Origin of the sequence: Aliivibrio sp. A6 (assembly GCF_028765505.1) — a bacterium.
Classification (GTDB): domain Bacteria; phylum Pseudomonadota; class Gammaproteobacteria; order Enterobacterales; family Vibrionaceae; genus Aliivibrio; species Aliivibrio finisterrensis_A.
Map to the genome: position 1 here is coordinate 23091 of NZ_JARACR010000004.1, position 20346 is coordinate 43436.

The window sequence follows — 20346 nt, forward strand, 5'->3', positions numbered from 1 at the left end:
CACAATTAACAAAGATGAAACACAATAAAACCTCAATTTTAACAAAAACCATTGCGCAAGTAATGTTACTGATTGTATTAATCTCAGTAGTTACAACTAGCTTGGCATTAATAACTTTATCTTCTAGCTTGAAAGATGCCGAAGCCGTTAATATTGCAGGCTCATTGCGTATGCAAAGTTATCGTTTGGCCTATGATATTGAAACCAATTCTCCAGAGCTTGTAGAACACCTCAGTAAGCTATCTCAATCTATAAAATCGCCCTCTTTTAAAGCGTTAGAGCAATGGTTTGTACCAGACGATATTGAGCTTTCTTATCAAGATATTCTCTTGCAGTGGCAATCTTTACAACCCTCACTACTCAGTGACAACAAACAGATCTACTTAAATAAAGTCTCCATTTTTGTTGATCAAATTGACCATTTTGTTTTTCGACTGCAAGAATTCTCAGAACGTAAATTACAACTACTTTCTCTTATTGGCGGTTTAGGTTTATCTTTAATTGTCTCTTTGAGTATTTTCATTATCTTTTTTACTCAACGCAAAATTGTAAGCCCACTGCATCATCTTGTTGCAGCAAGTAAAGCCATGACGAAAGGAAACTATTCAGTTCAAGTAGATCTAAAAAGTGATAACGAATTAGGACAATTAAGCGATTCGTTTAACCATATGGCAAAACAAATTGATCTCAGTTACAGAGAACTTGAAAACCGAGTTGAAGATAAAACGAAGAAGTTAAGCCAAGCGAACCGCTCGCTCACCACTCTCTATCAATGCTCTCAACAGCTTTCTGCGTCTCAATTAGATGAACAAGCGTTTAAAAATATCCTAGATACTTTTGTAAATATTGAAGGCATCATAAGTGCAAGGTTAATTGTAGAAGAAGAATCCGGTGGGGATTGGGAGATAACCAGTGGGGAGTCAAATAACTCACCTTGGAGTTTACAAGAACTCAGTATTGATGGAGAACAACTCGGCTATTTAATGTGGCAATTTACTTTGCCTTGCCCAGATCAAAAATTAATCATAAACATTGCGAATATTCTTGCGCGTGGCGTATTTTATAATCAAGCTCAAAAACAAACTCACCAATTAATTCTCTTAGAAGAACGATCAGCGATTGCTAGAGAGTTACATGATTCACTTGCTCAATCACTCTCATACTTAAAAATACAAACTACATTATTAAAGCGACAATTGGCCAAGTGTAATTGCCAAAGTACCAATACAACACTGACTGAATTAGATGAGGGTCTTAAAAGTGCCTATACTCAATTAAGAGAATTACTTAATACCTTTAGACTAACCATTAATAAAGCGCACTTTGGTGAGGCATTACAAGAAATTACCACCACATTAGCTTCACAAACAAAGATACGAATTCATTTGAATAATGAGCTACCTTCTTTGCCCATAAATGCACAACAGCACGTTCATTTATTGCAATTAATTAGAGAAGCAACATTAAATGCCATCAAACACTCAAAAGCTGATAATATTATCATTACTTGTTTTCAAGAAGGTGAGCAAGGCTATATTAACATTGAAGACGACGGCGTAGGATTTAATCCTGCAGAAGAAAAAATTAATCATTATGGATTAAGGATAATGCAAGAACGAGCACATTGCGTTCGTGGCCACCTATCCATAAACTCCGAACTAGAACACGGTTGTACAGTGAACGTAACGTTTCCACTTAACCAATAAATAATAGAGGTACAAACTATGTGGAATGTTGTTATCGTTGATGATCATCCGTTAATGCGTCGTGGTATTGGGCAATTACTTTCATTTGATGAAGAATTTACACTCACAGGTGAGGCCAGTAACGGTACAGATGCAGTTGCACTAATCTCTAAAGATGAGCCTGACTTAGTGTTATTAGATCTCAACATGAAAGGGATGTCTGGTTTAGACACCCTCCATGCTCTACGTAACGAAGGCGTAACTTGCCCTATTGTTATCTTAACGGTATCTGATAATAAACAAGACATTAAAACTTTAGTGAAGGCCGGTGCCGACGGTTACCTATTAAAAGACAGTGAACCAGATGAATTAATTGCTTTATTAAAAGAAGCAATGAAAGGTGGAAAGGCTTACTCAGAGCAAGTAAAAGCGTGCTTAGAACAAGAAACTAACGGTGATGATAAACTGGAAAGTTTAACCGCTCGTGAGCTTGAGATCTTACAAAATGTCGCCAAAGGTATGCGTAATAAGCAAGTGGCCGATAAACTGTTTATTTCTGAGGCTACCGTAAAGGTACACATGAAAAGTTTATTGAAAAAGTTGAATGTGAAATCACGAGTAGCGGCAACTCTACTCTACTTGGATTCTTAATATGAAATTATTTCTTTCTGCTCTTTTAAGCCTGACTTTACTCAGTGGCTGCGCTATCACAACACAACCAATAGATACTGAGTCTGAAGCTATTACTTTGCATTATAATGACAGCATTATTCAAGATCAAAAATGTACTGAAGTGGGAACGGTGACAGGAAGTGAAGGCCATTGGTACACGTTCTTTTTTATATCAAACAAGGATCTTATGATCGCAGCAGTTAATGATATTAAAAATGAAGCTCAAGCATTAAACGCAAATACTATTGTACTTCAAGATCCAATGGCATTTAACACATCAGTGACCATGCTTGGTTCTGCTTATATTTGTCCATAATGCTTATACCATCGTAGTAAATAATAATACCAAAACAAAATCTTACGCAAACAAAAACGCCAACAATAATGTTGGCGTTTTATTCACTCTTTAGTAAGCCTAAAAATAGCAGACTAATGGTATAAGGTTGATGCAATTTCATCTTCGCGTGAACATACCCAGTCAGGATCATACGGCCCCCAATCTGAAAGGCGATAATATCCGTCGTTGTGACGTCGACCATCTTGAATAAACATTAACTCTATACCAATACCAGGCAGGGCTTTCAATACATCTTGAATCGTACGACGAGGCCAACCGGTTAGCTCAACAAGCTTAGGCACATTCGGCCTTTCTAAATTATGTACCAATAACGCTAAATATAAGCGTCTGGCAAACACTGGATTCAACTCCATTGATACCTCCTGATTTAATAAGATCAATTATTAATCATTCAATATTTATGATGTTGAGATTGATCAACTAATTACGAAAATAATTGTACAATTCCATTAAAAAACACATAAAAATGCATTTTCTGTAATTAGTTTTCATAACCATTCCATTATACATACCAATAATCACCCAATGTTAACAGTCCCTCCCCCTTCAACTGTCCCGCCACAGCCGACTGCATCACCACTTCTTGCTGCCGCTTTTCCATCTATAAATACAGAACTAGACCCTGCTGATATTGCTCTTGGATGAGGTGGATGCTTGGGTTTTGAGTGTGCTGCTAATGGATCCCCTTCACGAGCCGCTGGTACACCATCAACTTTTACTGTTCCCGACCCCGCAAGTACTGGAGTTGGATGAAACCCATCATGATCACTGCCTATGTCACCTACTTTTACTGCATTTCCCATCATTCATTCCATTTTTGATATTGATTAAAAATTGTATATTTTCTCAACAAAGATAAGAATTATGGCAAAGAAAAAGACGAGTCACTTCAAATTATAATCAATAGAATACTAAATAACGCGCAGCTCTGGCGTATTTGCTCAAATCTCGTTATAAATAGACCATAATTAATAACATAATGAAGAAAGTCATGACTACAATTTACGGAATTAAAAACTGCGATACCATTAAGAAGTGTAAAAAATGGTTAGACGCCAACGAAATCACCTTTACTTATCACGATTACCGTTCTGATGGCATTGATAAAGAAATGGTTACTACGTTTGTTCAACAATTAGGATGGGAAAACGTGGTAAACAAACGAGGCACGACTTACCGCCAGTTGAGTGACGAGCAAAAAGCATCCCTCAATGAAGAAGCCGCAATTGAATTATTGCTAGAAATGCCAGCAATGATCAAACGCCCTGTTCTTATTCATAATAATGAATACCATTTAGGTTTTAAACCCGCTCAATACGAAACCCTGTTTAACGTTTAATTTACTGTATTATTACAGTGACCGTTTAGAATGAAGTAAAGGAATACATAATGTCAGATACCCCAACACTAACGCTTGCAAAAGATCTATTGAGCCGTCAATCCATTACCCCTGAAGATGCTGGCTGCCAAGAACTAATGATTAAACGCTTAGAAGCACTTGGTTTTAGCATTGAAATCATGGTTTTTGAAGACACCACTAACTTTTGGGCTCGCCGTGGTACAGAAGCACCACTGTTTACTTTCGCAGGCCATACCGATGTCGTACCAACCGGTTCGCTAGATCATTGGAATACCAACCCATTTGAACCAACCATTATTGATGGCATGTTGTACGCTCGTGGAGCAGCAGACATGAAGGGCTCACTGGCTTGTATGGTTGTTGCCGTTGAGCGTTTTGTTGCTGAACATCCAGATCATAAAGGTTCGATTTCTTTTCTGATCACATCCGATGAAGAAGGCCCATTCATTAATGGAACCACTCGGGTAGTAGATACACTACAAGAGCGTAATGAAATCATTGATATGTGTATTGTTGGAGAACCATCCAGTACTGATTATGTGGGTGATGTGGTTAAAAATGGTCGTCGTGGCTCTCTTACTGGTAACTTAACCGTTAAAGGTATTCAGGGCCACGTTGCTTATCCTCATATTGCTCGAAACCCAATTCATCAAGCAATGCCTGCATTAACTGACTTGGTAATGACTGAGTGGGATAAAGGCAATGATTACTTCCCTCCAACCAGTTTTCAAATTCCAAATATGAATGGCGGTACGGGAGCATCTAATGTGATCCCTGGAGATGTTGAAGTCATGTTTAACTTCCGCTTCAGCACAGAATCAACCGTTGAAAGCTTACAACAACGGGTTATTGATACATTGAATAAACACGATTTAGAGTATGACTTAGATTGGATTATCAATGGCCTTCCTTTCTTAACCGATACAGGTGCTCTTCTCACCGCTGTGGTCGATGCTGTTGATACGGTTAACCAACAAAAACCGCAATTGCTCACCACAGGTGGAACATCGGATGGCCGTTTTATTGCTCAAATGGGTTCGCAAGTTATTGAACTTGGTCCTGTTAATGCCACTATCCATAAAGTAAATGAGTGTGTAAATGTTGATGATTTAGAAAAACTAACTGATATGTATCAAGAAGTCTTAAATAATCTACTCGCGTAATCATCGATTGGCGTTATGATGGGAGGAAGCTCCTCTCATCATTGCATTGGTACTTTATGACTTATCAAGAACTGACAGGCTTATCAAGCCAACACCTTTCTTTTGTTACCCCTTATCGTCAACTTCATCATGATTGTGTCTCTTCATTTAAATCATTAGAAAAAGCAGCACAGGACGCAGGGTTTGCTCTGACTATTGCCAGTAGCTTTCGTGATTTTGAACGCCAACTTATGATTTGGAATAATAAATTTAATGGTATTCGCCCTATTTCTGGTAATGATGGACAGCCACTAGATACTAGCCACATGAGTGATATAGAGAAAGTTCACGCGATTATGCGTTGGTCTGCCCTTCCCGGCTCTAGCCGCCACCACTGGGGAACCGACCTTGATGTCTATGCTGAAAATACGCTTCCAGAAGGTGTCAATCTTCAACTTGAGCCTTGGGAATACAATACCGGTCACCAAACTCAATTTAGTGAATGGTTACAAGAGAACGCCTCACAACATGGGTTCTTTTTCCCTTATAACGCAGATAGAAAAGGCGTAGCTGTCGAACCTTGGCATATTAGCCATAAAGAAAAAGGGGCTGAATTAATGGCAATGTTAACGCCCGATATTCTGTTGCAAGCATGGAAAGGCGTCGACTTAGCCGGAAAAGGCACTATCATTAAACATATTGATACACTGTTTGTACGTTACGTTACTAATATTAGTAAGGATTAAATATGGAATGGTTAATGAACCCTTGGGTTATCATCGTGATTGTTTTGAGTGTGGTCATTGGTAATCTTGCTGCTTTAAAAGCAACGGCAAATATGAAATTTAAGCACACAAAAAAAACAGTTACTCCTCAAGAAAAAGAGGAAAAATCAGAGCAAGAAACAACAATTCAGCACAAAGAAGATGAAAAAAAAGACGCTCAGTAAAATGAGCGTCTTTTGCTGATAAATTAACCTGTAATTTTACTCTTCAGGCTTTTCTTCTTTCGGCATCTTATTTGATTTTTCAATCATAGCGGCAAGAACAGGAACCACAGAATCTAATGTCGCTTCATTAACAGGTTTACCTGCTGCATCTGTTACGTTAATTGAAGTACGGTTACCTAAATCACCTAACAGTAGATTGTATGTACTGCCTTCAAAAGAAAGTGGTTTGGTACCAATTTCTTCCCAGAACTCATCATCAGGCTCTTTGTATTTCACTTCAATCGTACCTTGAGAGCGATTTCTGTCTTCAATGGTTAATCCCATCATAGGCAGTAACTCACCCAGGCGCTCCCAAAAGATATTATACGGCGCACGAGCAATAATAACCGGCAAGCCACTTCTATCTTGGCCCATAGATATTGGTATACGCTTAACTAACTCTTCAGCACGTATGCGCGCTTCTTCACGCAGTTGTTCATCATAAGCTGACGTCACTAAATTGGTCATCAAAATGTTGTAACGTGCTTTATTCGCTTGCGTTACTTCAGTTTGCTTACCATCAACTTGCCAATCAATTAACGTAATTTGAAAGCCTGAGCGATTATTTTCACTCAATTTCTCAATATTGTAGCGCGCACCAAACTCATGGTCTTCATCTTCTGAATTCCATTTAAGCCAATCTGTTTCTATCTTATCGTCACTTTGCGACACAATACCAATATCGCGTTTTTCAATTAGCGTTAATACCGTTTGCCATAGTTTATCGACGTCTTCTTCTTTCACAAGCCACACGGTCACTTCACCCTTTTGCTCTTCAATACGAGCACCAGGGATCAATTCAAGCACTTGTTGAGGAGGACGAATATCCACGTCTTTCCCAATTCCACCACTGTACTCACCTTGTGGAATATCATACTGAGGGTAGAACTCGGGTCTTGCCTCTGCAGGCTGCTTCCACTCTTCTAACGGTGGAGTATCCAAGTATTTAAAATCTTGTTTGGCTTGGCGACGCTCTGTTGGACTGCTTGAACACGCTGATAGCACAGCAATCATCAATGATCCAACAACAAAGCGAGTCTTCACTTTCATTTTTAATCCTATTACTTCAGCACACCAGCACTAATTAAGGCTTGTTCAACCACAGGCTGTAATGATGAGCTTAATTCCGTCAATGGTAAACGAATGTCTGAGTGAGTAATCATACCTAAACGATGCGCAGCCCATTTCACTGGAATTGGGTTTGCTTCAACGAATAAATCGTTATGTAGTGGCATTAAGCGTTGGTTAATCACTTCCGCTTCTTCAAATTTACCTTGAGCCGCTAATGCGAACATGGTTGCCATCTCTTTTGCTGCAACATTTGACGTTACCGAAATAACACCGTGACCGCCTAACTTAACAAAATCAAGCGCCGTTGCATCATCACCACTAAGTTGGATAAACTTTTCGCCACAAAGTTCACGAGTAAGTGCAACCCTCTCTAAATCACCTGTTGCATCTTTTAGTGCAACAATGTTGTCAAACTCTGACAAACGAGCCACTGTTTCAGGTAATAAATCTACCGCAGTACGGCCAGGTACATTATAAAGAATTTGCGGAATATCCGTCGCTTCTGAGATCGCTTTATAATGTTGGAATAAACCTTCTTGGGTTGGCTTATTATAGTAAGGCGTCACACTTAGACAGCCTGCAACACCTGAGTCGTGGAAAAGCTTACTAAATGTTACCGCTTCATGAGTGGCATTAGCACCAGTGCCAGCAATAACAGGAATTCGTCCATCAGCAAACTCTAGTGTTTTCATCACTAGCTTGACATGCTCTTCTACACTTAATGTCGCAGATTCACCGGTTGTACCAACAGCAACAATACCATTAGTACCGGCATTAATATGATAATCTACTAGGTTTTTTAAGCTGTTGTAATCTACTTCACCATCGGTATCTAATGGTGTAACTAATGCGACAATGCTACCTGAGAACATATCCTTCTCCCTTTTTTCTTAGCCTGAATGTACGAATTGATTCTGTTATTCATTAATTTCACAACAAAGAGTCATCGTCCTTGACCACAGTAAACACACTATGGTTTTCGTCTTCTATGTTATGAGCAGAATCATTCAATCAATATACCTCAAGGATATTACATAAAAGCCTCTGTTGTAGAGTCTTTTTTTTGACGATTGTCTACTATTGCTTGCTTATCACACAATCACTTGCGTGTTAGTATGGGGTATCTTTTTCAATATCGAGTTTTTTATGCCTCAGTACCTTGTAATTACCGCGGTTGGTACAGACAGACCGGGTATCTCTAATAAGGTGACTCGTCTTGTCACCGAATCAAGCTGCAATATTGTTGATAGCCGTATAGCGTCATTTGGTAATGAATTTACGCTTATCATGCTGCTCTCTGGTACTGCAAATGCGATTTCTCGTATTGAAAATACCTTGCCTTTACTTGGGCAACAGCACGATTTAATCACCATGATGAAGCGAACATCACCTCATCAAGAGAAAGATATTTTTTATACTATTGATGCCTTTGTTGAATCAGAAGATCGTCCTGGATTAACCGAAAAATTCACAGATTTCTTAGCCAATCGTGATATTGATTTAAAAACGCTTAGTGCTCAAACGCTTAAAAAGGGCGAAAACCAAAATACGTTTCAAATTCAAATCACCGCTGAAATCTTTCAAGAATGTCACATCATTGAGATTCAAGAGCAATTTGAAGCACTTTGTGACTCATTAGGCGTCAGCGGGAAAATAAATTTTTATAAAACCAATTAGAAAAACACAGCTAAAAGGAAATATCATGATCACGCCATTAGACGCAGGCTCTCCTGCACCAGACGTATCACTTTTTGATCAAGATGGAGAGTCAATTTCTCTATCTGATTTAAAAGGCAAAAAAGTCTTATTTTATTTTTACCCTAAAGCGATGACACCTGGCTGTACGGTTCAAGCTCAAGGTCTACGTGATATTAAAGCAGAATTAGATGCGCATAATGTCGTAACACTAGGCGTCAGTATTGATCCTGTGAAACGCTTAGGTAAATTCATTGAGCGTGACAGCTTAAACTTCACCTTATTATCAGATGAAGACCATGCAGCAGCAGACGCATTCGGTGTGTGGGGCGAGAAAAAATTCATGGGGAAAGTTTACGATGGGTTGCACCGTATTAGCTTTCTAATTAATGAAGAAGGTGTGATTGAACATGTATTCAATAAATTTAAAACGAAAACGCACCATGAAGTGGTATTGGACTATTTAAATAATAAATAATTAAACGAGAAATAACCGTTGAATCATTTATAAAAGGCGATGCTCATAACATAGCATCGCCTTTCTAATTTTAAAGACTACCAGCGCAATTGATCATATTACGCCTGCTTATTAAATGTCTCATCTGTTGCAGGTAATGCTTTCCATACAGCTTTCACTAGAGTCGCAAGTGGAATAGCGAAGAACACGCCCCAAAAACCCCATAAACCGCCAAAAACTAATACTGACACTATGATGGCAACCGGGTGTAGGTTGACCGCTTCAGAGAACAGAACAGGCACTAATACGTTACCATCTAGCGCTTGAATAATCGCATAAGAGAATACCAACCAATAAAAATCTGGCGTTAATCCCCACTGAAACAAAGCAACAATTGCAATTGGCACCGTTACTGCTGCTGCACCAATATATGGAATCAATACAGAAAAACCAACCATCACAGCTAATAACAATGCATATCGAAGATCCATAATAAAGAACGTAATGTAACTCACGCCTCCGACAATAATGATTTCAACCACTTTGCCGCGAATGTAATTACTTATCTGTTCATTCATCTCTACCCATACTTTCGTCGCTAAACGGCGGTTTTGAGGCAGGATATGGCTCATTGTTGCTACCATTTCGTCTTTATCTTTTAGCAAGAAGAACACAAGCAAAGGCACAAGAATCAAATACACACCTAATGCAGCAAGGCTAACTAACGAAGATAATGAGCCTTTCACTAAACTCTCTCCCATCCCTAAGACCTTGTCACGAATGGTATCTAATAAGGTTTCAATCGATTGAGGTTGAATAAACTCAGGATAGCGCTCAGGTAAGCTAGACAAGAAGTTATGCAAACCATTAAACATCGAAGGAAGATCATTAATTAAGTTCCCAACTTGAGTCCAAATAGTCGGTACAAGACCAAAAACAGCCATCAACATCAAACTGATAAATAAAATGATCACTAAAATAACCGAAAGTGTTCTTGGTACCCCTAATCGAGTCAATTTTACTACCGGCCATTCAAGTAAATACGCTAACACGATGGCAACTAACAGGGGGGCAATAAGGTGACCAAAGAAATAAATAGTAATAAAGCCGACAATAAGAATCGCAACTAAGCTCACCGCGTGTGGATCTGAAAAGCGGCGCTTATACCACTTTGTTACCATATCTAACATATTATATTCTACTTCCTAGTGACGGTTAAAAATGCGTATGACGCTTCATGCTCTACGTTAATCGCAAATGCATTGAGCTCAAAATACTTCATGATATCGGCTAACGATGTTTTGTCGACGACTTTGATCTCTAATTTTCCATTTTTATCTAAGCGTTGCGCTGCTCGCTTGGCCAACAGTAGCGACATTGGGCAACGTTGTTGTGATAAATCTAAGGTTCGGGTTTCCATTCTTCATCTCTATAGATATGATGGATTTGAATAAGTATAAATCACATAATTTCTACAAAAAAGAAACCAATTTAAGTTTTGGTGCTCTTATTCGCTGTATATTGAGTTATTATCTCTTTAATAAACATAACTGAGTGCTATAAAAAGGATTTGTAAATACGACATGTTCAAACTAAAAAAACTGGCCAGTTGTTTACTGATCACTTCATTACTAACGAGCCCTTTCTCTGCAATGGCAAAGAACGATTTAGACTTGCCTGATATAGGGACAACAGCGGCTTCAACCCTGACGATTGATCAAGAGTTAATCTACGGTGATGCCTACATGCGTATGCTTAGAGCTAGCCAACCTGTGATTAATGATCCTGTTTTAGCCGAATATGTTCAAGATCTTGGTCATCGCCTTGTCGCTAACGCCAGTGATGTAAAAACCCCATTCCATTTCTTTCTGATTAATAACAGAGACATTAACGCCTTCGCTTTCTTTGGTGGTTATGTTGCTCTGCACTCTGGTTTATTTTTATACGCACAATCAGAAAGTGAATTAGCCTCGGTTGTCGCTCACGAAATCGCACACATTACTCAACGACACCTTGCTCGAAGTATGGAAGAACAAGCAAGACGTTCACCTGCAACAATGGCAGCACTTGTTGGTTCATTATTATTAGCCATTGCAGCACCAGAGGCAGGTATTGCAGCGATTACAGCAACCACTGCAGGTACAATGCAAAGCTCTATTAACTACACCCGCAGTAATGAAAAAGAAGCTGACCGATTTGGTATTGATACGCTCGCAAAATCAGGGTTTGATGTCTCTGCTATGCCTCGTTTTTTCTCTCGCTTAGCAGATCAATACCGCTACGCAAGTACACCACCACCTATGCTGTTAACTCACCCATTACCGACATCTCGTATTACTGACAGTCGAGAAAGAGCACAACAATACCCAATGCGTAGAGTCAATACTTCTCTGCGTTACCATCTGGCTCGCTCACGCATTGTGGCTCGTTTTGCAGGTATTGATAGTAATGCCGCACTTGATTGGTTTTCTCGTAAATCAAAAACTCATAATGTCGATATAAAAAATGCTCTAAATTATGGTAAAGCGTTAGTTTATATCGATTCAAAGCAATACGATAAAGCGCAGCCATTGATCGATAACTTATTAAAGAACGATCCCCTTAATACGTTTTATATTGATGCAGCAACAGACTTAGATCTGTACACAAAAAAGAATGAACAAGCCATTACACGTCTAAAAAATGGGTTAGTTCAACTGCCAAATAATGCGGTGTTAACTATTAATTATGCTCACGCCCTCTCTGAATCCAATAAACCAGCAGAAGCCGTTCGAGTATTACAGCGCTACACCCACGATAATCCTAGCGATCCAACGGGATGGCAATTATTAGCTAAGGCGTATCATGATAATGGCAGCTCTGATGGTGAATTAGCAGCAAGAGCTGAAGTTTACGCGCTTAAAGGAATGTGGAATAAAGCATTAAGTAATTATACTCAAGCAAGCCAATTGGTTGAGTATGGAAGTTTAGATCAAGCAAGATACGACGCAAGAATCGATCAGCTTCGTCTATCAAGAGAGCGTTTTAGCGCTTTATAATCAATAAGGAAATAGTATGTCTGTTGTTATTTATCATAACCCTCGTTGCTCAAAAAGCCGTGAAACGTTAGCACTCGTAGAAGCACAGGGCGTTACCCCTGAAATTGTGAAATATTTAGAAGAAGCACCAAGTGTAGCGACATTAAAAACCTTGTTTTCTCAGCTAGGGTTTACTTCAGTTCGTGACATGATGAGAACAAAAGAAGCTGAATATAAAGAACAAAACCTAGAAGATAGCTCGGTAAGCGACGAGCAACTTTTTGAAGCAATGGTACAAACACCAAAGTTGATTGAACGCCCAATAGTCGTTCATGGTAATCAAGCAAAAATTGGTCGTCCGCCTGAGCAAGTTCTAGAGATTTTATAGATAGGAAGCAGGAAGCTAACATGGATTCAGTTGAAATGAGCGCAGAAACAAAGCGCTATCGTTTTCTTGCACTATTTTGTAATTTAGCACTGTTAGGTTTTGTTGCACTTTGGCACAGTACCCTTTCACCTCATCCACTAATAAACCCTTATGGCATTATGGTAGCGTGGATAATACCAATGCTTTTTCCACTTAAAGGGATTATCCAAGGGAAACCTTATACTCATGCATGGGCAAACTTTATTTTAATGTTTTACTTCTTGCATGGTTTAACCATTCTTTGGCTTGATGAGGGAGAGCGTTATCTCGCTTTAATTGAAGTTATCATTACCTCTGGTGCTTTTGTTGGTAATATTTATTATGCTCGCTTACGAGGCAAGGAATTAGGGTTAAAACTCAAACGTCTGTCTGAAGTCGAAAAAATAGAAAAAGCCAAATATACCGAGAAATAGTGAGCTTACAAATACAAAAAAGGTGACTACATTATATAGTCACCTTTTTTATTTATAATTATCGATAGTTCAAATCTATTAACTTGCGCTGAGTTGGTACTCATGGACAACAGGTTTTATTGGTTCTTCTGATTCAACTGAGATCTCGTTGTCTACTGACTTATCAGCCTCTTGCGCTACATTCTGAGTAACACCCTCAGTGATAGCACTTTTTTCAGTCCCATCATTTACAACAGGCTCTTCTGGAATAAGTGAAATACGAGCGTTTTTACTCAAAAGCTCATCATTAAACTGTTGGTAATCCCCCAACAAGCTTAATGTATAGGTCACTTTGTCCCCTTGAATGGTATTTACTTGCACACTTGCCACTGAATTCATTTGCTTTAATTGCTTCTCAATACTGAAAAAAGCACGTGTTGTGTGAATGCCTTGAATAGAAACCGTTTCTGAATCACTCGCCACTGCCCCTAAGTTTTTAGTGTAGGTTTTAGCAAAGTAATCACTCACCTCATTAACCATATCAGCCAATTGAACAGAGCCAGATACACGACCTTCAATCGGTTTTTTTGATGCAGTAACTAAATATTGAGGCGTTGTATCAAATAAAGTCCATGTTGAACTATTGCCACGCACTTTTACCACCAATATGGCTTGTGGGTTATAACGCTCACTCGCATCTGCAATTGGTTTTTTAAAGTTACCCCATAAATCAGGGATCTCGATTGAAGTTACATCGTCAAAATCCCCAACAGGGAACATGACAGGTAAGCCTCTCTCATTCGCGGCATCTTTAATTCGCGTAATTAGGCTGTTGTTTGACTGTTCCCAAATAATGCTTCTTTGGTAATTATATTCATTCACCACCCAAACCAAGACTGATTTACGCGGTGTTTCCCAAATACTTTGCTCTGCTTGAGTTAATAAGCTCAACACCATCTTTGAGTTATAGCCTAACTTCATTGCTCGAGGTGCGTCATCGTATTCAACAAAACTCATTTGTGTTACATAGCGATCACTCTGTGTTAGCGCTTTCTTTATTACTTCATTTTGAGCAATATCAGTTTTTCCTGACACTTTGATCAGAACATTAACTAAACCATCTTGTTTAGCAATACTTTCTGCTTTTTCTGCTCCTGTTAATTGCACTTCTGTATGATAGAGATCGTTTTGCTGTTGAGCAAAAACAGGCCCTGTAATCATACAAATTAATAAACACAAAATACGTAACATCAAACAACCTATAATTACTTTTATAATTTACTGCTGATAATAAGGGCTATCCCCTTATTCAGCAAGGATTCGAATTGACTCAGATCTAACTTTCAAGCTATTAGAGTGATACAAGGCAGAAAAGTTTTATTTTTTCACGAGCTAAATCAAGATATTTATTAATGGAATAGTGATAGAATCCCTCAAATTCATTACTGGAAATGGAAATGCTATACAATTTGTTCCAAGGTTTTCAAATGCTGTTCGTTGCATTTGGTGCACTCGTTCTTGTTCCCCTTCTTACTGGCTTAGACCCTAATGTTGCTCTGTTCGGTGCTGGTGTTGGTACCCTTCTCTTCCAATTAGTTACTCGTCGATCTGTCCCTATCTTCCTTGCCTCCTCCTTTGCCTTTATCGCTCCAATTATTTATGGCACCCAAACATGGGGCATTCCTGCGACTATGGGTGGCTTAATGGTTGCTGGATTTGTTTATGTCATTTTAGGCGCCGTGATTAAAGTGAGAGGCGTTGCTTTTATTCATAAATTACTGCCTCCAGTGGTTGTTGGTCCGGTCATCATGGTTATTGGTTTAGGGCTTGCGCCAACAGCTGTAAATATGGCTTTAGGTAAAACGGGCGATGGTGCATTTCAATTAGTTGATGGGCAACTTGCTTTCTGGATTGCGGCGGCTTCATTATTTACCACTATTGCAGTGAGTGTTTTCTCTAAAGGTTTTTTCAAACTGCTGCCAATCCTCTCTGGCATTATTGTTGGTTATTCTTTAAGTCTTATTTTTGGCGTAGTCGATTTCACTCCAGTTCATCAAGCCGCTTGGTTTGCACTGCCTAATTTCACGTTTCCTGAATTTAATATTAATGCCATTCTGTTCATGATCCCGGTAGCAATTGCACCAGCCGTTGAACACGTTGGTGATATGTTAGCTATCTCAAATGTAACCGGAAAAGATTATCTTAAAAAACCAGGATTACATCGCACAATCACTGGTGATGGCGTAGCAACAATGGCCGCATCATTAATTGGTGCTCCACCAAATACAACTTACAGTGAAGTAACTGGTGCGGTTATGCTAACTAAAGCGTTTAATCCAGTAATAATGACGTGGGCGGCGGTATGTGCCATTGTTCTTGCTCTGGTTGGTAAATTAGGCGCAATGCTCCAAACTATTCCAGTACCCGTTATGGGCGGGATTATGATTTTACTGTTTGGCTCGATTGCTACTGTTGGTTTAAATACTCTTATTAAAAACCAAGTCGACCTGCATAAAGCACGCAATCTTACCATTGTTGGTGTAACGCTTGTGTTTGGTATCGGTGGTATGGCGGTAGGTATTGGTGACTTTAACCTTCAAGGCGTAAGTCTGTGTGGTATCGTTGCGATTGCGCTTAATTTAATTCTTCCTAATGATTTAGGCGAAAGCCATGTTGTTGATAACGCACAAATGGAAGAAGATAAATAATTCTAGGTAAAGAAAAGGCTTGATGATTAATTCATCAAGCCTTTTTTTAATTCTTCATTTCTAGTTTCTAAACTAAATTATTTAGTACCGAAGATCTTATCACCAGCATCGCCAAGACCAGGTACGATGTAACCTTTATCATTTAGCTTTTCATCGATAGCCGCAGTGTAAAGCTCTACGTCTGGGTGTGCTTTTTCTAGCGCTTCAATACCTTCTGGAGCAGCAACAAGTACAAGAACTTTAAAGTGCTTACAACCTTTCTCTTTTAAAAGATCTAGCGTAGCAATCATAGAACCGCCAGTTGCTAACATTGGGTCGACAACAAGAGCAATACGCTCATCGATGTTAGAAGCCAATTTATTAAAGTACGGTACTGGTTCTAATGTTTCTTCATCACGGTAGATACCTACAACACTGATACGTGCGCTTGGAATGTGCTCTAAAACACCATCCATCATGCCAAGACCTGCACGAAGAATTGGTACTACTGTTACTTTTTTGCCTTTAATTTGGTCAACTTCAACAGGGCCATTCCAGCCATTGATAGTTACTTTTTCTGTTTCAAAATCTGATGTTGCTTCATACGTTAGTAGGCTACCTACTTCTGTTGCTAATTCACGAAAACGCTTAGTGCTGATTTCGCCTTCACGCATTAAACCAATTTTGTGTTTTATTAGCGGATGTTTTACTTCAACAACTTTCATTTCTGACTCCAGATACTGATACATTAATCAAACCTTCTAATTATACATAATTTTGAATTGAAAAATGACGTTATAAGAAAATATTTTATACCTCGTAAAAGCATTTACCGAACTTATTATTTTTTATTACAAAATTTATGCAATTTTCCTTACGCAAACGTTTCCCTTTTTACATTGTGCTGTTAGAATGGCGCGGATTTTTGAAATCCAACCTATGGCGAGGACACCTCCGTGAGCGACAACAAAACTTCTCTTAGCTACAAAGATGCTGGCGTAGACATTGATGCTGGTAATGCACTTGTTGATCGAATTAAAGGCGTAGTGAAACGCACTCGTCGCCCAGAAGTAATGGGCGGCATTGGTGGTTTTGGTGCGTTATGTGAACTTCCGACTAAATACAAGCAACCTCTTCTTGTTTCTGGTACTGACGGTGTTGGTACTAAGTTGCGTTTAGCATTAGATTTAAACAAGCATGATACTATCGGTATCGACTTAGTTGCTATGTGTGTTAATGACCTGATTGTTCAAGGTGCAGAACCACTGTTCTTCCTTGATTATTATGCAACAGGTAAACTTGATATTGATGTAGCAGCTGAAGTAGTCACCGGTATCGGTGAAGGCTGTATTCAAGCAGGTTGTGCATTAATCGGTGGCGAAACCGCTGAAATGCCAGGCATGTATGAAGGCGAAGATTACGATGTTGCTGGATTCTGTGTTGGTGTTGTTGAAAAAGAAGACGTTATCGACGGCACAAAAGTAGCGGCTGGTGATGCTCTAATCGCAGTAGGATCAAGCGGTCCACACTCAAATGGTTACTCATTAATTCGTAAGATCCTTGAAGTATCAAATGCCGATCTTAACGAAGAACTGAATGGTAAAACTATTGCCGCTCACCTAATCGAACCAACAAAAATCTACATTAAATCAGCACTAAAAATGATTGCTGAGCATGATATTCATGCCATCTCTCATATTACCGGTGGTGGTTTCTGGGAGAATATTCCACGCGTACTTCCAAAAGGAACAAAAGCCGTTGTTAATGGCAACAGCTGGGAATGGCCTGCAATCTTCAACTGGCTACAAGAAAAAGGGAACGTTGATACTTACGAAATGTACCGTACCTTTAACTGTGGTGTTGGACTGGTTATCGCGCTTCCAAAAGATCAAGCAGAACAAGCTGTTGCTCTACTGAATGCTGAAGGCGAAAACGCTTGGGTAATTGGTGAAGTTGCCGCAGCTGAACAAGGCGAAGAGCAAGTAGAGATCCGCTAATCGATTTCAACAAACTTTGAACTCGTTCATAAACAAAAAATAAAAGGTGATCAATTATTCGATCACCTTTTTTATATCTGCCATTTGTGCTCGAATGGTCGATATTAATATTAAACAGAATAAGATAATTATAATGAAAAATATTGTTGTATTAGTCTCAGGAAGTGGAAGCAACCTACAAGCATTTATCGATGCTTGTGGTGGCAACATTCCAAACGCTCATATTAGCGCCGTCATTTCAAATAAAAGCGATGCTTTTGGATTACAAAGAGCCATTAATGCTGGTATTAATGTTCACTCATTAAGTGCAAAAGGATACGAGAATCGCGAGAAGTACGATCAAGCCTTAGCGACTCTTATCGATCTTCATCAGCCTGATGTGATTATTCTTGCCGGTTTTATGCGTATTTTAAGTGAAGATTTTGTGCTTCGCTATCAAGGGAAAATGCTGAACATTCACCCTTCTCTTTTACCAAAATACACTGGGCTACACACTCATCAACGCGCAATTGATGCTGGTGATAAAGAACATGGCACCAGTGTTCATTTTGTTACTCCTGAGTTAGATGGTGGCCCTGTCATACTACAAGCGAAAGTGCCAATCTTTGAAAATGATACTGCAGAAGAGGTGGCATCACGCGTACAAGCTCAAGAGCATGTAATCTACCCAATGGTGGCTAAGTGGTTAGTTGAAGAACGATTGATAATGCAAGATGGTAAAGCTGTCTTAGATGGGAACGTATTGGGACCGTCAGGATTAGAGACAGAATAATATAAAAATGCCCATCGATATTATCTATCAATGGTATTTTTTATATAACGTTTACGCATTAATTGGGCATTCCGATGGTGGTGGCGCCATTTCTGGTACCGTATCGTGATTGCCTGCAATCAATTCTCCAAAATGAAACAACGCGTACTCGCCAACTTTCATTTTGTGCCACTCTTCATTATCTGTTAATGGACGAGTTACAACGACAGAAACCACATCATTTGGGGTCGTTTCTTTATGAAAATCAATTGTGACATCTTCATCAATCAAGGACGCTTGGCCAAAAGGTGCACGTCTTGTGATCCAATGTAAGTTATTCGAGCAATAAGTCATTAAATACTCACCGTCGCTCAAAAGCATATTAAATACGCCTAATCCTCGAAGGTGATCGCAGCACTCAGAGACAAACTCAAACATTAGCATCATATCTTGCGGCGGCTCTGGGTATTTATCCTCTAACTGATTTAATAACCAGCAAAAAGCACGCTCACTGTCTGTTTCACCCACAGGTCGAAAACGTCCTGTCGACAACTCATCAAACCCAGTCAACTGACCATTATGAGCAAACGTCCAATACTTCCCCCATAACTCTCGCGTAAAAGGGTGTGTATTTTCTAGGTTAACGTCACCGCGATTTGCTTGTCGAATATGACTGATAACCGCTTTACTTTTGATAGGGTAATCTTGAACAAGTTTCGCTATCTTTGAATGGCAGCTTGGTTTTGGGTCTTTAAATGTGCGAAATCCTTTCCCTTCATAAAAAGTAATTCCCCAACCGTCACGATGCGGGCCGGTATTGCCACCACGCTGAACTAAACCTTTAAAACTAAAACAAATATCGGTTGGTACGTTTGCACTCATTCCGAGTAATTCACACATATTTGCGCTACTCCTTTATTCGCAATCAAGCCAACATCAAACAGTTATAAGCTCGACATTGGCTTTCGATGAATTATTTTTCCATTTCTTTTTCAATTAATTGAATCACGATATGGATAATTTTAATGTGGATTTCTTGGATACGATCCGCATAGCCAAAGTGAGGAACGCGAATTTCCACATCGGCTAAACCAGCCATTTTTCCGCCATCTTTGCCAGTAAGCGCAATGGTTTTCATGCCTTTTTCTTTAGCCGCTTCGATGGCTTTTAAGATATTACCTGAATTGCCTGACGTCGATAAACCAAATAAAACATCGCCTTTAGAGCCTACTGCTTGAGTGTAGCGAGAAAAAACATGGTCATAACCAAAATCATTACTCACACACGATAAATGGCTTGGATCTGAAATCGCAATCCCTGGGTAACCTGGACGATTTTCACGGTAACGCCCTGTTAACTCTTCAGCAAAATGCATTGCATCACAGTGAGAGCCACCGTTACCACAAGACAATACTTTACCGCCTTGTTTAAATGAATCGGCAATGGTTTTGGCAGCTAACTCAATTTGAGCAAGGTTTTTATCATCAGCTAAAAAGTCATTCAGTACTTGAGCGGCTTCTGTTAATTCAGAACGGATCAGATCTTGATAAGACATAGGATACTCTCTTTTATTATGTTCCCTAATTTGGGGTTGTTCTCAGTGTACCTATCCCACGAAATCTTTAAAAGAGATCCTCCCTATATTTC

25 protein-coding genes are annotated in these 20346 nt (G+C 39.3%); 15 read left to right on the forward strand and 10 right to left on the reverse strand.

The features are described from left to right. The first annotated feature begins 14 nt into the window (after positions 1-14). From narQ to PVK70_RS03520, 3 genes are read left to right on the forward strand one after another with little or no spacing between them, the layout of a single operon-like run. Complete coding sequence (narQ, locus tag PVK70_RS03510) at positions 15-1706, forward strand: nitrate/nitrite two-component system sensor histidine kinase NarQ (RefSeq protein WP_130047671.1); 1692 nt, start codon at positions 15-17, stop codon at positions 1704-1706. A gap of 18 nt (positions 1707-1724) precedes the next feature. Further along, positions 1725-2336 (forward strand): response regulator, encoded by a 612-nt coding sequence (locus PVK70_RS03515; protein ID WP_130047672.1) that lies wholly within the window; start codon positions 1725-1727, stop codon positions 2334-2336. Between the two features lies 1 nt (position 2337). Then, on the forward strand, positions 2338-2673 hold the full coding sequence (locus PVK70_RS03520) for a DUF4156 domain-containing protein (RefSeq protein ID WP_130047673.1): 336 nt from the start codon (positions 2338-2340) through the stop codon (positions 2671-2673). A gap of 113 nt (positions 2674-2786) precedes the next feature. Here PVK70_RS03520 and PVK70_RS03525 read toward each other — a convergent pair whose 3' ends face one another. Further along, positions 2787-3068, reverse strand: coding sequence for a winged helix-turn-helix domain-containing protein (locus PVK70_RS03525; RefSeq protein WP_130044082.1), 282 nt, complete (start codon positions 3066-3068; stop codon positions 2787-2789). A gap of 165 nt (positions 3069-3233) precedes the next feature. Continuing rightward, complete coding sequence (locus PVK70_RS03530) at positions 3234-3518, reverse strand: type VI secretion system PAAR protein (RefSeq protein WP_130047729.1); 285 nt, start codon at positions 3516-3518, stop codon at positions 3234-3236. Between the two features lie 188 nt (positions 3519-3706). Here PVK70_RS03530 and PVK70_RS03535 point away from each other — a divergent pair, with 188 nt between their 5' ends. Genes PVK70_RS03535 through PVK70_RS03550 form a run of 4 tightly spaced genes read left to right on the forward strand, consistent with a single transcriptional unit; the run spans position 3707 to position 6166 of the window. Then, the gene (locus PVK70_RS03535) at positions 3707-4054 is read left to right on the forward strand and encodes an ArsC family reductase (protein ID WP_165366830.1); all 348 of its coding nucleotides are present in this window, start codon (positions 3707-3709) and stop codon (positions 4052-4054) included. 50 nt (positions 4055-4104) lie between these two features. Further along, positions 4105-5238, forward strand: a complete 1134-nt coding sequence (gene dapE / locus PVK70_RS03540) for a succinyl-diaminopimelate desuccinylase (protein WP_130047674.1) — start codon at positions 4105-4107, stop codon at positions 5236-5238. 56 nt (positions 5239-5294) lie between these two features. Beyond that, positions 5295-5963 (forward strand): M15 family metallopeptidase, encoded by a 669-nt coding sequence (locus tag PVK70_RS03545; protein WP_130047675.1) that lies wholly within the window; start codon positions 5295-5297, stop codon positions 5961-5963. Between the two features lie 2 nt (positions 5964-5965). Next, positions 5966-6166 (forward strand): DUF2897 family protein, encoded by a 201-nt coding sequence (locus PVK70_RS03550; RefSeq protein ID WP_130047676.1) that lies wholly within the window; start codon positions 5966-5968, stop codon positions 6164-6166. Positions 6167-6202: 36 nt separating this feature from the next. On the opposite strand, the gene bamC is transcribed toward PVK70_RS03550, so the two are convergent. Both bamC and dapA read right to left on the reverse strand, forming a co-directional pair. After that, complete coding sequence (gene bamC, locus PVK70_RS03555; RefSeq protein ID WP_130047677.1) at positions 6203-7255, reverse strand: outer membrane protein assembly factor BamC; 1053 nt, start codon at positions 7253-7255, stop codon at positions 6203-6205. A gap of 11 nt (positions 7256-7266) precedes the next feature. Continuing rightward, positions 7267-8148 carry a 4-hydroxy-tetrahydrodipicolinate synthase gene (dapA, locus tag PVK70_RS03560; RefSeq protein WP_130047678.1) on the reverse strand — a complete coding sequence of 294 codons (882 nt, stop codon included), beginning with the start codon at positions 8146-8148 and terminating at the stop codon, positions 7267-7269. 274 nt (positions 8149-8422) lie between these two features. Between dapA and PVK70_RS03565 the strand changes: the two genes are divergently transcribed. Together PVK70_RS03565 and bcp are read left to right on the forward strand one after the other, a co-directional pair. Further along, positions 8423-8953, forward strand: a complete 531-nt coding sequence (locus PVK70_RS03565; protein ID WP_130047679.1) for a glycine cleavage system protein R — start codon at positions 8423-8425, stop codon at positions 8951-8953. A 28-nt stretch (positions 8954-8981) separates the two neighbouring features. Next, positions 8982-9449: a thioredoxin-dependent thiol peroxidase gene (gene bcp, locus PVK70_RS03570; protein ID WP_165367149.1), complete on the forward strand. Its 468-nt coding sequence runs from the start codon at positions 8982-8984 to the stop codon at positions 9447-9449. Between the two features lie 98 nt (positions 9450-9547). On the opposite strand, the gene PVK70_RS03575 is transcribed toward bcp, so the two are convergent. Together PVK70_RS03575 and PVK70_RS03580 are read right to left on the reverse strand one after the other, a co-directional pair. After that, positions 9548-10618, reverse strand: coding sequence for an AI-2E family transporter (locus tag PVK70_RS03575; protein ID WP_130047681.1), 1071 nt, complete (start codon positions 10616-10618; stop codon positions 9548-9550). Between the two features lie 8 nt (positions 10619-10626). Next, entirely contained in the window at positions 10627-10848 is a 222-nt protein-coding gene (locus PVK70_RS03580; RefSeq protein ID WP_130047682.1) for a sulfurtransferase TusA family protein, read from the reverse strand. A 163-nt stretch (positions 10849-11011) separates the two neighbouring features. Here PVK70_RS03580 and PVK70_RS03585 point away from each other — a divergent pair, with 163 nt between their 5' ends. Genes PVK70_RS03585 through PVK70_RS03595 form a run of 3 tightly spaced genes read left to right on the forward strand, consistent with a single transcriptional unit; the run spans position 11012 to position 13285 of the window. After that, positions 11012-12466 carry a beta-barrel assembly-enhancing protease gene (locus PVK70_RS03585; protein WP_130047683.1) on the forward strand — a complete coding sequence of 485 codons (1455 nt, stop codon included), beginning with the start codon at positions 11012-11014 and terminating at the stop codon, positions 12464-12466. 16 nt (positions 12467-12482) lie between these two features. Then, entirely contained in the window at positions 12483-12833 is a 351-nt protein-coding gene (gene arsC / locus PVK70_RS03590) for an arsenate reductase (glutaredoxin) (RefSeq protein WP_130047684.1), read from the forward strand. A gap of 20 nt (positions 12834-12853) precedes the next feature. Next, positions 12854-13285, forward strand: coding sequence for a DUF2069 domain-containing protein (locus tag PVK70_RS03595; RefSeq protein WP_130044068.1), 432 nt, complete (start codon positions 12854-12856; stop codon positions 13283-13285). A 78-nt stretch (positions 13286-13363) separates the two neighbouring features. On the opposite strand, the gene PVK70_RS03600 is transcribed toward PVK70_RS03595, so the two are convergent. After that, positions 13364-14515: a DUF2066 domain-containing protein gene (locus PVK70_RS03600; RefSeq protein WP_130047685.1), complete on the reverse strand. Its 1152-nt coding sequence runs from the start codon at positions 14513-14515 to the stop codon at positions 13364-13366. 206 nt (positions 14516-14721) lie between these two features. Between PVK70_RS03600 and PVK70_RS03605 the strand changes: the two genes are divergently transcribed. Beyond that, positions 14722-15972, forward strand: a complete 1251-nt coding sequence (locus PVK70_RS03605; RefSeq protein WP_130047686.1) for a uracil-xanthine permease family protein — start codon at positions 14722-14724, stop codon at positions 15970-15972. A 77-nt stretch (positions 15973-16049) separates the two neighbouring features. On the opposite strand, the gene upp is transcribed toward PVK70_RS03605, so the two are convergent. Next, on the reverse strand, positions 16050-16676 hold the full coding sequence (gene upp / locus PVK70_RS03610; RefSeq protein ID WP_005420493.1) for a uracil phosphoribosyltransferase: 627 nt from the start codon (positions 16674-16676) through the stop codon (positions 16050-16052). A gap of 231 nt (positions 16677-16907) precedes the next feature. Here upp and purM point away from each other — a divergent pair, with 231 nt between their 5' ends. Then, positions 16908-17948, forward strand: a complete 1041-nt coding sequence (gene purM / locus PVK70_RS03615; RefSeq protein WP_130044065.1) for a phosphoribosylformylglycinamidine cyclo-ligase — start codon at positions 16908-16910, stop codon at positions 17946-17948. Positions 17949-18081: 133 nt separating this feature from the next. Next, positions 18082-18720: a phosphoribosylglycinamide formyltransferase gene (gene purN / locus PVK70_RS03620; RefSeq protein ID WP_207215637.1), complete on the forward strand. Its 639-nt coding sequence runs from the start codon at positions 18082-18084 to the stop codon at positions 18718-18720. 51 nt (positions 18721-18771) lie between these two features. On the opposite strand, the gene PVK70_RS03625 is transcribed toward purN, so the two are convergent. Together PVK70_RS03625 and lpcA are read right to left on the reverse strand one after the other, a co-directional pair. Beyond that, complete coding sequence (locus tag PVK70_RS03625) at positions 18772-19599, reverse strand: class II glutamine amidotransferase (protein WP_130044064.1); 828 nt, start codon at positions 19597-19599, stop codon at positions 18772-18774. Positions 19600-19672: 73 nt separating this feature from the next. After that, a complete protein-coding gene (lpcA, locus tag PVK70_RS03630) occupies positions 19673-20254 on the reverse strand; it encodes a D-sedoheptulose 7-phosphate isomerase (RefSeq protein WP_045102705.1) in 582 nt (193 codons plus the stop codon). Positions 20255-20346 lie beyond the last annotated feature (92 nt).

What these genes read in the sequence shown, in the direction of transcription:
- purN (WP_207215637.1), top strand. Translation starts at nt 18,082, where the DNA reads ATGAAAAATATTGTTGTATTAGTCTCAGGAAGTGGAAGCAACCTACAA.
- lpcA (WP_045102705.1), bottom strand. Translation starts at nt 20,254, where the DNA reads ATGTCTTATCAAGATCTGATCCGTTCTGAATTAACAGAAGCCGCTCAA.
- narQ (WP_130047671.1), top strand. Translation starts at nt 15, where the DNA reads ATGAAACACAATAAAACCTCAATTTTAACAAAAACCATTGCGCAAGTA.
- PVK70_RS03525 (WP_130044082.1), bottom strand. Translation starts at nt 3,068, where the DNA reads ATGGAGTTGAATCCAGTGTTTGCCAGACGCTTATATTTAGCGTTATTG.
- PVK70_RS03515 (WP_130047672.1), top strand. Translation starts at nt 1,725, where the DNA reads ATGTGGAATGTTGTTATCGTTGATGATCATCCGTTAATGCGTCGTGGT.
- PVK70_RS03535 (WP_165366830.1), top strand. Translation starts at nt 3,707, where the DNA reads ATGACTACAATTTACGGAATTAAAAACTGCGATACCATTAAGAAGTGT.
- PVK70_RS03625 (WP_130044064.1), bottom strand. Translation starts at nt 19,599, where the DNA reads ATGTGTGAATTACTCGGAATGAGTGCAAACGTACCAACCGATATTTGT.
- PVK70_RS03580 (WP_130047682.1), bottom strand. Translation starts at nt 10,848, where the DNA reads ATGGAAACCCGAACCTTAGATTTATCACAACAACGTTGCCCAATGTCG.
- bamC (WP_130047677.1), bottom strand. Translation starts at nt 7,255, where the DNA reads ATGAAAGTGAAGACTCGCTTTGTTGTTGGATCATTGATGATTGCTGTG.
- PVK70_RS03520 (WP_130047673.1), top strand. Translation starts at nt 2,338, where the DNA reads ATGAAATTATTTCTTTCTGCTCTTTTAAGCCTGACTTTACTCAGTGGC.
- dapE (WP_130047674.1), top strand. Translation starts at nt 4,105, where the DNA reads ATGTCAGATACCCCAACACTAACGCTTGCAAAAGATCTATTGAGCCGT.
- PVK70_RS03575 (WP_130047681.1), bottom strand. Translation starts at nt 10,618, where the DNA reads ATGTTAGATATGGTAACAAAGTGGTATAAGCGCCGCTTTTCAGATCCA.
- PVK70_RS03530 (WP_130047729.1), bottom strand. Translation starts at nt 3,518, where the DNA reads ATGGGAAATGCAGTAAAAGTAGGTGACATAGGCAGTGATCATGATGGG.
- PVK70_RS03545 (WP_130047675.1), top strand. Translation starts at nt 5,295, where the DNA reads ATGACTTATCAAGAACTGACAGGCTTATCAAGCCAACACCTTTCTTTT.
- PVK70_RS03565 (WP_130047679.1), top strand. Translation starts at nt 8,423, where the DNA reads ATGCCTCAGTACCTTGTAATTACCGCGGTTGGTACAGACAGACCGGGT.
- arsC (WP_130047684.1), top strand. Translation starts at nt 12,483, where the DNA reads ATGTCTGTTGTTATTTATCATAACCCTCGTTGCTCAAAAAGCCGTGAA.
- PVK70_RS03585 (WP_130047683.1), top strand. Translation starts at nt 11,012, where the DNA reads ATGTTCAAACTAAAAAAACTGGCCAGTTGTTTACTGATCACTTCATTA.
- PVK70_RS03605 (WP_130047686.1), top strand. Translation starts at nt 14,722, where the DNA reads ATGCTATACAATTTGTTCCAAGGTTTTCAAATGCTGTTCGTTGCATTT.
- upp (WP_005420493.1), bottom strand. Translation starts at nt 16,676, where the DNA reads ATGAAAGTTGTTGAAGTAAAACATCCGCTAATAAAACACAAAATTGGT.
- PVK70_RS03550 (WP_130047676.1), top strand. Translation starts at nt 5,966, where the DNA reads ATGGAATGGTTAATGAACCCTTGGGTTATCATCGTGATTGTTTTGAGT.
- dapA (WP_130047678.1), bottom strand. Translation starts at nt 8,148, where the DNA reads ATGTTCTCAGGTAGCATTGTCGCATTAGTTACACCATTAGATACCGAT.
- PVK70_RS03600 (WP_130047685.1), bottom strand. Translation starts at nt 14,515, where the DNA reads ATGTTACGTATTTTGTGTTTATTAATTTGTATGATTACAGGGCCTGTT.
- PVK70_RS03595 (WP_130044068.1), top strand. Translation starts at nt 12,854, where the DNA reads ATGGATTCAGTTGAAATGAGCGCAGAAACAAAGCGCTATCGTTTTCTT.